This is a genomic window from Streptomyces sichuanensis, assembly GCF_020328095.1.
GTDB classification, from domain to species: Bacteria; Actinomycetota; Actinomycetes; order Streptomycetales; family Streptomycetaceae; genus Streptomyces; species Streptomyces cinnamoneus.
Genome location: NZ_JAIXMK010000031.1, coordinates 1 through 11,820 on the forward strand (window position 1 = coordinate 1; position 11,820 = coordinate 11,820).

The window sequence follows — 11,820 nt, forward strand, 5'->3', positions numbered from 1 at the left end:
GACACCGCCCGCCCCGAGGGCGGCGGGCGCGCCGCGCCCGGCGACGCCCCGGCGCCGGCCCGCCAGTGGCCGCTGCTGGCGGTGCTGGGCGCGACGGGCCTGGGCCTGCTGGTCGTGGCGTTCGACGCGTTCCGGGTGGGGGCGCTCCTGATCGGGCTGGCCATGATCGGCGGAGCGGTGCTGCGCTGGGCGCTGCCCGACGTGGGCATGCTGGCGGTGCGCTCGCGCTTCACCGACATGTTCACCTACGGCGGGATGGGCCTGGCGATCGTGCTGCTCGCCCTGATGGCCCAACCGCACGCCTGGCTGAAGATCCCTTTCCTGGACGACGTGCTGCACTTCACCGTCCGGTAGCGCAAGGTGTCTGTCGAGGGGCCGTCCACGGCGCCGGCCCCGCAGACGTCGCGACGTCGGGACGCTCGGCCAGTGTCCTGGCGTCGGGGCACCCCTGCTGCGCGAGAGGGACGTTCCGGATCATGACCAAGATCAAGGTGGCCCGTCCCGTCGTCGAGCTCGACGGCGACGAGATGACCCGCATCATGTGGCAGTTCATCAAGGACCGGCTGATCCTGCCCTACCTCGACGTCGAGCTGAAGTACTTCGACCTGGGGATCGAGCACCGCGACGCGACCGGCGACCAGGTGACCGTCGACGCGGCGCACGCCATCCGGGAGCACGGGGTCGGCGTCAAGTGCGCCACCATCACCCCGGACGAGGCGCGGGTCGAGGAGTTCGGCCTCAAGGCGATGTACCGCTCGCCCAACGGCACGATCCGCAACATCCTCGGCGGCGTGATCTTCCGCGAGCCGATCATCATGAAGAACGTCCCGCGCCTGGTCCCGGGCTGGACCGAGCCGATCGTCGTCGGCCGCCACGCCTTCGGCGACCAGTACCGCGCGACCGACCTGAGGGTCCCCGGCGAGGGCACCCTCACCATGACGTTCACCCCGAAGGACGGCTCCGAACCGGTCGAGCTGGAGGTCTACGACTTCCCCGGCGCCGGCGTCGCGCTGGCGATGTACAACCTCGACGAGTCCATCCGGGACTTCGCCCGTGCCTCGTTCCGCTACGGCCTCTCCCGCGGCTATCCGGTCTACATGTCCACCAAGAACACGATCCTGAAGAAGTACGACGGGCGCTTCAAGGACATCTTCCAGGAGGTCTTCGACGCCGAGTTCAGGGCCGGCTTCGACGCCAAGGGCCTGACCTATGAGCACCGGCTGATCGACGACATGGTCGCCGCGGCGCTGAAGTGGTCCGGCGGCTACGTCTGGGCCTGCAAGAACTACGACGGCGACGTGCAGTCCGACATCGTCGCCCAGGGCTTCGGCTCGCTCGGCCTCATGACCTCCGTCCTGATGTCGCCGGACGGCCGCACCGTCGAGGCCGAGGCCGCCCACGGCACGGTGACCCGCCACTACCGGCAGCACCAGGCGGGCCGGTCCACCTCGACCAACCCGATCGCCTCGATCTTCGCCTGGACGCGGGGCCTGGCCCACCGCGGCACACTGGACGGCACGCCCGAGGTCACGGCGTTCGCCCAGGCGCTGGAGGAGGTCTGCGTCGAGACCGTCGAGAGCGGCCGGATGACCAAGGACCTGGCGCTGCTGATCGGTCCGGAGCAGCCGTGGCTGACGACGGAGCAGTTCCTGGCGGCGCTGGACGAGAACCTGCGGAAGAAGACCGCGGCGTAGGCGCGTGCACCCGCACGGGTGACGGAGGCCCGTCCTCTCCCCCGAAAGAGGACGGGCCGCCGCGTTTATTTCACCGGCTTCCGGTTAAGGAGCCGGGGCAGGCCCGGCGCCGGGCTGTACGGTGCCGTGCTTACTTGCCGCGCAGAGCCTTCCAGGTCTTCGGCCCGACCTTTCCGTCCGCCTGGCCCCCGCCGTAGTTCTTCTGGAACCACTTCACCGCGGCGAGGGTGTCCTTGCCGAAGTCCCCGTCCACGGCCAGCTTGCCCGTGTACGAGCTGGTGTACTTGATGAGGGCCTGGATCTCCTTCACCTTGGGGCCGCGGTCGCCGAAGTCGGTGTAGTCGCTGCCCTTGTAGTAGCCGCAGTACCAGCCGATGCCGGCCGTCAGGTTGCACTTCGCGGCGACGCTGACGGACGCCGGCTCCTGAGCGGTCGGCTGGGCCGCATGCGCTGCCGGTGCGATGGCGGCCATGGTGCCGCCGACGAAGGCTGCCGAGACGATGCCCGCTGCGATGCGCTTGCGTACGTTCATGGGTTCGGGTTCCTCCCCTGGTGGTGGGCGCGGCGACACGGGGTGGACCGCGTCGCCGCCCGGCTTGCAGGACTGACTTTGATGCGCCACATCCGCAACTGCCAGATCGCCGCGGTCCCTTGGGTCGACGTGGGACGTCCCACGCCCTGACCTGCGAGGACGACGGGTCCCACGACGTCGCGGTGGGACGCCGGAGCCGCCGCGCGGGTGGCCGGAACACACGGCCCCCGTCGTACGGGGCGGAAACCCGTGCCCCCGTGTCGCCATCATGTGCGGCATAGGGGGCTCGTTGCCTCGGGGGCTGTTTGGCGCGTATGGGGTGGAACATGCCGCGTTGGAAGGAATTACCCGTCTCGTTGGACGAGCGCGTGCGTCAACTCGTCGTCCAGCTGAGGAGACTCAAGGACCGCAGCGGGCTGAGCCTCGCCGCACTGGCCGCCAAGACCTCCTACAGCCGCTCCTCCTGGGAGCGGTACCTCAACGGCAGGCTGCTGCCGCCGGCCGACGCCGTCGAGCAGCTGGCACTGGTGTGCGGAGCGGACCCGGTCCGCCTGCTGGTGCTGCACGAGGTCGCGGCGGACGCGTGGTCCGACGAGGCGCCCGCCGGGGAGGAGGGCGCCTTCGACGACGAGGCCGAACGGGCGCGGCGCAGCGCGCGGCGGCGGACCCGGGCGCTCGTCGGGGCGGTGATCGTACTGTCGGTGGCCCTGGTCGCCACGCTGCTGCTCACGCACCCCTGGCGGGACGACGAGGCGGCGCCCCGGGACGGGGGCGGCGGGAATTCCCAGGAGCCGTTCGTCTTCGTCAAGGGCCGCTCCCGCCCGTGCGAGGTGAAGCGCAAGGCCGGCGGGCTGACCGCCGGGTACAGCTCGACCCGCACCACGCTGATGGAGCTCAAGACCTCGGGCTGGGAGGTCGTGGAGGCCCAGTGCCTGCTGAAGTTCCACCACTTCGACCCCGGCATCACCGACGGGTCCTACGGTCCGCGGAGCATGGAGGCGGCCAAGGGCTTCCAGAAGGAGCGCGGGCTGGTCGTCGACGGCATCGTCGGGCCGGACACCTGGGGGGAGCTGCGCCGGTGAGCACCGCACGTCCCCTGCCGGTGGAGTGCGGCCGGCTGGCCGCGGGGCTGCGCGAGCTGAAGGACCGCACGGGGCTGAGCCTGGCCGCGCTCGGCGGGCGCACGCCGTACAGCAAGTCGTCCTGGGAGCGCTATCTCAACGGGAAGAAGCTGCCGCCGAGGCAGGCGGTCGAGGCGCTGTGCGCCCTGGCGCACGAGCCGCCCGGGCGGCTGCTGGCGCTGTGGGAGCTGGCGGAGCAGGCGTGGAGCGGACGGTCCGCGTCGCCCGGGCCCGGACCCGGGGTGGCCGAGGAGGTCCCGGGGCCGGGGGCCGGCGACGCGGCCGGGCCGGACCCGTCCGGTTCCGCTTCCGGCGGGGGCGGCGGCCTGCGGAGGCTCCTCGGCCGGCGTTCCGGAGCCGCGTACGTCGTATCGGGCGTCGTCGCGGTCGCCGCCGCCGTCGCCACGGCCCTGCTCCTGACGTCCGGCGAGCGGGCGTCGGGCGAGCGGGCGCCCGGCGGGCAGGGGCCGGACCGCCCGGCGGCCACGTCCCCGTACGCCCAGCGGTGGGAGCCGGCCTGCGAGGGGGAGCAGTGCGACGGCGAGAAGGCGAAGGACATGGGCTGCGACGTGCCCTCGCCGACGGTGGTCGCCCAGCGTCTGGGGGCCGACGGGCAGCGGGTCGAGCTCCGTTACGGCGAGAGCTGCGGCACCGTGTGGGTGCGGGCGTGGCACCTGCGCCTCGGTGACCGGGTCGAGCTGTCCGTGCCGGGTGCCGACGTCAAGAGGCTGGAGGCCGCGAGCCGGCAGGACACCATGGACTACCTGGTGACCGGCATGTCGGTGGCGAAGGACCCCCGCACGGCGCGCGTCTGCCTGCTGCCCGCAGGCGACGGCCGGCCCGAGTGCTTCACGCCGCCGCCGTCCGGAGGGTGAGGACCCGCCGGCCGTACGCCTGTGTCGCATGTCTTTGTGTGTGGGCCGAGTGGGAGGCGCGGCACAGGGGTAATGAACGAGGTGGAGAGAGCAGGCGACCAGTCCTCCACCCCCGTGGGAGGACGGGCCGCCGCTCACGTTGATGATCAAGACCGTGCCGGCCTGGATCAAGGCCGGGCGGGCCGCTGTGGCCCGCACGTGACACGTCCGGTACCAGGTCCGCTTTCCGTATCAAAAGGCCCGCCCGTGTCACCGCCCGGTGACGCCCGGCCGCCGGGGAGGGCCGCCGGGCGTGCTCCAGGGGCGTGCGCCCCACGGCCTTGATCAACCCCAAGTGCCACCGTGCGCCGCCCGGTTGGGAACTGACATGCTGGTTTCGGGCATCCCCGTGGGTAGCCGGGAACGAGGCTGTGGAGGGGACGCACAGCGACACGGGGGACCACCACCGTACGGACCGGGGGACAGGGGGAGGGCAATGCCTCGCTGGAGGGCGCTACCGGAGGAACTCGACCCGCAGGTGCGCGAGTTCGCCCAGCAGCTGCGCAGACTCGTCGAGCGCAGCGGGCTGAGCATCGCCGCCGTGGCCGACCGCACCGGCTACAGCAAGACGTCCTGGGAGCGGTACCTCAACGGCCGGCTGCTGCCCCCGCGCGGGGCGGCCGAGGCGCTGGCCGAGGTCACGGGCACCGACGTCGGCCACCTGGGCACGATGTGGGAGCTGGCCGAGCGCGCCTGGAGCCGCTCCGAGCTGCGGCACGACGTGACGATGGAGGCCGTCAAGGTCGCCGAGGCGCGCGCCGCCCTCGGCGAGTTCGGCCCGGCCCCGCAGAAGCCGGTCAAGGCCGGCCGGCGGGCCGGGGCGACACGGCAGGGACAGGAAGGGCGGCAGGGGCGGGAGGAGAGGGCGGGCGGCAAGGTCCGCACCGCGCTGCGCAGCGAGGGCGCCCCGGTGCGCACGGGGCTGCCGCGTCCGCCGGAGTCGCCCGACGTGCGGGCCAAGGCCATCCCGCTGCACGGCCCCGGCGGGCCCGGCCGGCGGCGGCGCACGGCGGTGCTGTTCGCCGTGGGCGCCGTGGGTGCCCTCCTCGTGGCCGTCGCGGGCGTGTTGCTGCTGGGTGCGGACGGCGACGACGGCAAGGTGGCCGGGGGCACCGTCGCCACGCCGGGCGTGAGCAGCGCGGCAGCGCCCCCTGCCGGGGTGAAGTGCACCGGCGGCGACTGCTCGGGAAAGGACCCCGAGGACATGGGATGCGGCGGCCGGCACGCCACGACGGCCGGCTCCGCGACGGTGGGCACCTCCTATCTGGAGGTGCGGTACAGCAAGGTGTGCGGGGCCGCATGGGCCCGCATCACCCAGGCCGTGCCGGGCGACGGGCTGCGCATCAGCGGTACGGGCGCGGGGGCCCGTACCGAGAGCGGCCGGGTCGAGCGGGGCACGGACGGTCACACGCGCATGGTCGCGGTGCCGGGGCCGGGGCAGGCGTCGGCGTGCGCCACGCTGCTGTCCGGCCGCAAGGGGTGCACGGTGCCGCGGGCCTCGGCCCCGGCGGAGCCCGGGCCCACCGGCTGAGGAGTGCGGAGGAGCCCGGTGGAGCGGACGGTGAGGCGTCCCACACCGGGTCGGCGGCCGGGGGCGTGCCGGGTCGGATAGCCTGACGCCGGATCTCTTGACACCAAGAGAGATCGACACACCCGGGCAGGGACACCCACCAGTTCGCAGCAGGAGACCGCCATGACCCGCACTCCCGTCAATGTCACCGTCACCGGCGCGGCCGGTCAGATCGGCTACGCGCTGCTCTTCCGCATCGCCTCCGGTCACCTCCTCGGCGCGGACGTGCCGGTCAAGCTGCGCCTGCTGGAGATTCCGCAGGGCCTGAAGGCCGCCGAGGGCACCGCCATGGAGCTCGACGACTGCGCCTTCCCGCTGCTGCGCGGCATCGAGATCACCGACGACCCGAACGTGGCCTTCGACGGCGCCAACGTCGCGCTGCTGGTCGGCGCCCGCCCGCGCACCAAGGGCATGGAGCGCGGTGACCTCCTGGAGGCCAACGGCGGCATCTTCAAGCCGCAGGGCAAGGCCATCAACGACCACGCCGCGGACGACATCAAGGTCCTGGTCGTCGGCAACCCGGCCAACACCAACGCCCTCATCGCCCAGGCCGCCGCTCCGGACGTCCCGGCCGAGCGCTTCACCGCGATGACCCGCCTGGACCACAACCGCGCGATCTCGCAGCTGTCGAAGAAGACCGGTGTCGCGGTCTCCGAGATCCGCCGCCTGACGATCTGGGGCAACCACTCCGCCACCCAGTACCCGGACATCTTCCACGCCGAGGTCGCGGGCAAGAACGCCGCCGAGGTCGTCAACGACGAGCAGTGGCTGGCCGACACGTTCATCCCGACCGTCGCCAAGCGCGGTGCGGCGATCATCGAGGCCCGTGGCGCGTCCTCGGCCGCCTCGGCCGCCAACGCCGCCATCGACCACGTCCACACCTGGGTCAACGGCACCGCCGAGGGCGACTGGACCTCGATGGGCATCCCGTCGGACGGCTCCTACGGCGTCCCGCAGGGCCTCATCTCCTCCTTCCCCGTCACCTGCAAGGACGGCAAGTACGAGATCGTCCAGGGCCTGGAGATCAACGACTTCTCCCGCGCCCGCATCGACGCCTCGGTGCAGGAGCTGGTGGAGGAGCGCGACGCCGTCCGCGGTCTCGGCCTGATCTGATCACACCGGACCGGAACTGACTGATCGGTCGCACCCGATCGGTTCCCACACGGCCCGCCAGTCGGCCCCGACAGGGGTCACCGGCGGGCCTTCTGGCTTATTCTGAGGTCTTCCGAAAATACGTCAACTCATGTAATCGACACATGAGTTCGACGGATCGGGGGACAGAAATGAGTCAATCCGCTCAAGACGCCCCGACAGAGGCCACCCGGTTACTCTGCGCGGGGACCTACCTCGACATCGACTTCCGCCGCCGTGTCATCGAAGAGCTGGTGGAACACGAAGAAAGACCCATCGCCCCCTCGCTGGGCGTGGACGTGGTGCCGGTGCTCACCCACGCACTGCGCGCCCGCGCTCAGGACACCCTGACCGCGACCCTCCTCCTGGGCCTCTGGGTGGGCTTCGTCGCCGTCGACGTCGCCTCCGCCCCGGAAGGCACCCCCGCCCCGCTCTGGTCGGGCGCGTACGCCCTGGTCTGCCTCGTCCACTGGGCCGCCTACGCCGCCGCCGGGCGCGGCTCGGCCGCCTACGTCGTCGACAAGCGCACCCTGCGCCAGGCCCTGCGGGGCAGCGGCGCCCTGCGGGCCCTGCGCGTCCTGCTCCCGGTGGGCGTGCCCGCGCTGACGCTCGGGTACTGGGCGCTGACCTTCTGGGCCCTGTCCGAGGGCGCGAACAACTGGGTCGGCATCATCTTCCCGCTGCTGCTCGCGGTGCCCGTATGGGCGCACCGCGCGCGGGTGGCGGCCGTGATGCGCGACGAGCTGGGCCGCGACGTCTTCCGCAGCCGGCCGCGGGCGTTCCCCGACTCCGCCCACCACCGGCGGATCGCCCGCGCCATCGACCGCGAGCAGTACGCGGGGCTGACCATCTACGACCCGTCCCGGCCGTTCATCGGCATGGGATTCCCCTACGAACCGTGGTCGTTCGCCCTGGAGCTCAAGCAGCGCAAGCAGGCCGGGGACCCCGCCCCGAACGGCACCCCGCCCTTCACCGGCCGCACGATCGTGGAGCTGATCCGGCCCCGGCTGGAGGCCCTGCGCAAGGGGGCCGCCGAGAGCAGCCGGGACCGGCTGAAGGACCTGGAGATCGAGGAGTTCGTCTACCTGCCGGTCGGCCCGCAGCGGCCCATGGTCGACTACGAGGAGCACAGCGTCCGCCGGCACCTGGCGGAGTCCGTCAACGAGGGCGGCGAGGCGCGCCGCTACTTCCTGCGCGTGCGCGTCGGCGCCTGGGACGAGCAGGTGGTCGTCTCCGTGCTCGTCAGGGTGCACACCCAGGGCGGCATGCTCGTCCTGGAGGTCGTCCCGCACGTCCTGACGCCGGTCCGGCCGGAGTTCCGCGCCGTCGACGTGATCGCGGCCCGCGGCGAGGACGACCTGCTGCGCGACGGCGTGCGCGCCCTGCTGACCGCCCCCGCCGCCGGCTTCGCGGCCGCGGTCTCCACGGTCCGCTCGGCCGTCTCCGGCTTCCGCACCTGGCTCGCCGACCCGCGGCGCGCCGTGCCGGACGGACCGGCCGACTCCGTGCGCGAGCTGGCGGCGGCCAAGCACGTCTCGCTGTTCCAGGAGATGGACGTCAGCCGCTACGTGAAGACGGTCCAGGACCGGATCGCCAGCGGGGTCCGGGACGCACTGCGCTCCCAGGGCTACGAGACGGACCAGTTCGAGCAGCAGATCGTGCAGATCAGCGAAGGCGGCATCTACATCGGCTCGATGAGCGGCGGCGCCGTGGCCCAGGGGGCCGGCGCCGAGGCCAAGCACCTCACAGGAAGCGGGGGACGATGACGGACCAGAGGAACGACGACGGCAAGGGCGGCATGTTCATCGGCCGCATGACGGGCGGCGCGGCCGCCTCCGGCAAGGGCGCCCGGGCCGAGGACCGCTCGGAGCGCACCGGCCGGCCCGCCGACGGCGGCGAGTCCGCCCCCGTGGTGGTGCCGGAGGGGCTGCGGATGCCGGGCGAGGGCGGCATGGCCGTCCTCGACATGAGCGGTGGCGCGGCCGCCACCGGGGAGAACGCGGAGGCGGTCGATGCCTCGCGGCAGCTGCTGGCGGTCACGCCCGAGCTGCTGGCGGCCGTGGGCGAGCTGAAGCTGGACCTGCCCCGCTTCGCCCGCACCGAGCAGCTCGACGCGCTCGACGCGGAGCTGGCCGGGCTGGAGGAGGACGCCCGCACGCAGGGGCGGACCCGCTCCGGACGGCTGACCCGGCTGCGCGAGCTGCTGACCGGCGGCGCCACGGCCGTCGGCGGACTGGCGTCCGCCGTCGCCGTCGTGCAGGCGATCAGCTCCTTACTGGGCTGAGGCGGCGAGTGCCATGTACTGGGATGCCGACCAGCAGAAATGGGTGTCCGCCCCACCGTCCCCACCGTCCGCACCGGGCGCGCCGCACCCCGCGGAGCCGCCGGGCGCGTCCGGCGAGCCCGAGGTGTTCCTCGTCCCGCCGCCTCCGCCGGGCCCGCCGCCCGGGCCGCCCGCCGGGCCCTCGCACGCGTCGGTCCTCGCCGGCGTCCTGACCGGCATCGTCCTGGCGGGCGCCATCGGCACCGGCGTCTGGGCGCTCGTCCGCGACGACGGGGACGACGACCGCTCCCGCGGGGTCCCCGGCGCCTCCGCCCCGGTGACGCCCGGCCCCACCGCGAGCTACGGCCCGACCAGCCGCCCCACGGGCGGCACCGGCCCCTCCGGGGGCTTCACGCTGGCCCCCGCCCCCGCGCCGACGCCCACCCCGGGCACCTTCGCCGGCACGGGCTTCCCGGACCGCTTCGTCCGCACCCTGGACCCGGCAGGCTTCCGGCTGGACGTGCCCACGGGCTGGACGCGCAGCGTCGACGGGGCCAGCGTCTTCTACCGGGCACCGGGCGGCAGGAGCCTGATCCAGGTCTTCACCCTGAACCCGCCGGGGCCCACTCCCTACGACTCGCTCGTGCAGACCAGGAAGTACGTCTCCCTCTACGCCGACTACCGCGAGGCCCGGCTGGCCCGGGTCGGCGGGGCGGGGAACCCCGCCGAGCTGGAGTACACCTACACGCTCACCGACCGCACCACCCGCCACGTGATCATCCACGCCCGCACCGCGCCCGACGGGAAGCAGTACGCGCTGCTGTCGGCCGGCCCCGCGGCCGACCGGTTCGCGACGGCCCGGGTCCTGCAGGCCCTGGTGGCCTCGTTCTGCCCCACGGGAGCGTGCACCGGCTGACCCGGCCACCCGACCGGAAAGCGTGTACTCCGAGTGACCCGTGTCACTCTTCGTGAAAAAGGAGGCATAGGTTTCGCCCTTCTGGTTATGGGCGTCCCGTTGCCGGTCCGGCCGTCGTGCCGGCCGGTGACGGGACCGTCTGAGAACCGGAAGGCAGAGAGTGATGTCGTCAGTCGAGACCATCCACGTCGACGGGGTGTGGCGCGCCGCCGCGTCCGGCGCACAGCGCGAGGTGCTCGACCCCGCCGACGCCACGATCCTCGCCGTCGTCTCCGAGGGGAGCGCGGAGGACACCGACGCGGCCGTCGCCGCCGCCCGCCGCGCGTTCGACGGGGGCGCCGGCGTCTGGCCGCGCACGCCCGTCGCCGACCGGGCCGCACTGCTGCGGCACGTGGCCGGACTGCTGCAGCGCGACCGCGAGGAGATCGCGCTCACCGAGAGCCGCGACACCGGCAAGACCCTCGAAGAGGGCCGCATCGACGTCGACTGCGTGAGCGACGCCTTCCGTTACTTTGCCGACCTGGTGGTGAGCGAGGGTGCGGGCCGCGTCGTCGACGCGGGATCCGACACCGTCCACAGCGTCGTCGTGCACGAGCCCGTCGGCGTCTGCGCGATGATCACGCCCTGGAACTACCCGCTCCTGCAGGCGAGCTGGAAGATCGCCCCGGCGCTCGCCGCGGGCAACACCTTCGTCATCAAGCCCAGCGAGGTCACCCCGCTGTCCACCGTCCACCTCGTGCGACTGCTCGCCGAGGCCGGACTGCCCGACGGCGTCGCCAACCTCGTGACCGGCGCCGGCGACCCCGTCGGCGCCCGCCTCGCCGAGCACCCCGACGTGGACCTCGTCTCCTTCACCGGCGGACTCGCCAGCGGCACCCGGGTCGCGGCCGCCGCCGCCCCGACCGTCAAGAAGGTCGCCCTCGAACTCGGCGGCAAGAACCCCAACGTCGTCTTCGCCGACGCCTGCGAGACCCCCGAGGACTTCGACACCGCCGTCGACCAGGCCCTCAACGCCGCGTTCATCCACAGCGGCCAGGTCTGCTCGGCCGGCTCCCGACTCATCATCGAGGAGTCCGTCCGCGACCGCTTCGTCTCCGAACTCGCCCGCCGCGCCGAGCGGATCAAGCTCGGCCGCGGCACCGAGAAGGGCGTCGAGTGCGGCCCGCTCGTCTCCGCGCAGCAGCTCGCCAAGACCGAGGCGTACGTCGCCTCCGCCCTCGCCGAGGGCGCGGCCCTGCGCTGCGGCGGCAAGCGCCCCGAGCCCAGTGCCGTCCGCCCGGAGAACGGCTACTTCTACGCGCCCACCGTCCTCGACCTGTGCCACGGCGCGATGCGCGTCGTCCGCGAGGAGACCTTCGGCCCCCTCCTCACCGTGGAGACCTTCCACACCGAGGACGAGGCCGTGGCGCTCGCCAACGACACCGAGTACGGGCTGGCCGGCGCCGTCTGGACCAAGGACGCGGGCCGGGCCCGGCGCGTGGCCGGCCGGCTGCGCCACGGCACCGTGTGGATCAACGACTTCCACCCCTACCTGCCGCAGGCGGAGTGGGGCGGCTTCGGCAAGTCCGGAACAGGACGCGAACTGGGTCCCACGGGGCTTGCCGAGTACCGCGAGCCGAAGCACATTTACCAGAACCTGGACCCCAAGCCGGTGCGCTGGTTCGCGGGTTGACGCCCCG

At 73.1% G+C, this 11,820-nt stretch carries 11 protein-coding genes; 10 read left to right on the plus strand and 1 reads right to left on the minus strand.

Features of this window, described 5'->3' with window-relative positions; all coding sequences use genetic code 11:
- Positions 1-354: DUF3017 domain-containing protein (locus LE181_RS12415; protein WP_225661299.1), on the plus strand; the 354-nt coding region annotated here is incomplete at its 5' end.
- 122 nt (positions 355-476) lie between these two features.
- Positions 477-1,694, plus strand: a complete 1,218-nt coding sequence (locus tag LE181_RS12420; protein ID WP_225661300.1) for an NADP-dependent isocitrate dehydrogenase — start codon at positions 477-479, stop codon at positions 1,692-1,694.
- Positions 1,695-1,824: 130 nt separating this feature from the next.
- On the opposite strand, the gene LE181_RS12425 is transcribed toward LE181_RS12420, so the two are convergent.
- Entirely contained in the window at positions 1,825-2,226 is a 402-nt protein-coding gene (locus LE181_RS12425) for a peptidoglycan-binding domain-containing protein (protein ID WP_225661301.1), read from the minus strand.
- Positions 2,227-2,582: 356 nt separating this feature from the next.
- Between LE181_RS12425 and LE181_RS12430 the strand changes: the two genes are divergently transcribed.
- The 8 genes from LE181_RS12430 (at position 2,583) to LE181_RS12465 (ending at position 11,813) form a co-directional block, all read left to right on the plus strand.
- A complete protein-coding gene (locus tag LE181_RS12430) occupies positions 2,583-3,308 on the plus strand; it encodes a helix-turn-helix domain-containing protein (RefSeq protein ID WP_225661302.1) in 726 nt (241 codons plus the stop codon).
- Positions 3,305-4,222, plus strand: coding sequence for a helix-turn-helix domain-containing protein (locus LE181_RS12435; protein ID WP_225661303.1), 918 nt, complete (start codon positions 3,305-3,307; stop codon positions 4,220-4,222). Before LE181_RS12430 ends, LE181_RS12435 begins: the two co-directional genes overlap by 4 nt.
- A 475-nt stretch (positions 4,223-4,697) precedes the next feature.
- Positions 4,698-5,792 carry a helix-turn-helix domain-containing protein gene (locus LE181_RS12440; protein WP_225661304.1) on the plus strand — a complete coding sequence of 365 codons (1,095 nt, stop codon included), beginning with the start codon at positions 4,698-4,700 and terminating at the stop codon, positions 5,790-5,792.
- A 162-nt stretch (positions 5,793-5,954) separates the two neighbouring features.
- Complete coding sequence (locus tag LE181_RS12445; RefSeq protein ID WP_225661305.1) at positions 5,955-6,944, plus strand: malate dehydrogenase; 990 nt, start codon at positions 5,955-5,957, stop codon at positions 6,942-6,944.
- Between the two features lie 272 nt (positions 6,945-7,216).
- Positions 7,217-8,728, plus strand: coding sequence for an AbeC-like domain-containing protein (locus LE181_RS12450; RefSeq protein WP_225661306.1), 1,512 nt, complete (start codon positions 7,217-7,219; stop codon positions 8,726-8,728).
- Positions 8,725-9,246, plus strand: coding sequence for a hypothetical protein (locus LE181_RS12455; protein ID WP_225661307.1), 522 nt, complete (start codon positions 8,725-8,727; stop codon positions 9,244-9,246). Before LE181_RS12450 ends, LE181_RS12455 begins: the two co-directional genes overlap by 4 nt.
- Before the next feature lie 13 nt (positions 9,247-9,259).
- Positions 9,260-10,141 carry a serine/threonine kinase C-terminal domain-containing protein gene (locus tag LE181_RS12460; protein ID WP_225661308.1) on the plus strand — a complete coding sequence of 294 codons (882 nt, stop codon included), beginning with the start codon at positions 9,260-9,262 and terminating at the stop codon, positions 10,139-10,141.
- A 163-nt stretch (positions 10,142-10,304) separates the two neighbouring features.
- On the plus strand, positions 10,305-11,813 hold the full coding sequence (locus tag LE181_RS12465) for an aldehyde dehydrogenase family protein (RefSeq protein WP_225661309.1): 1,509 nt from the start codon (positions 10,305-10,307) through the stop codon (positions 11,811-11,813).
- Positions 11,814-11,820 lie beyond the last annotated feature (7 nt).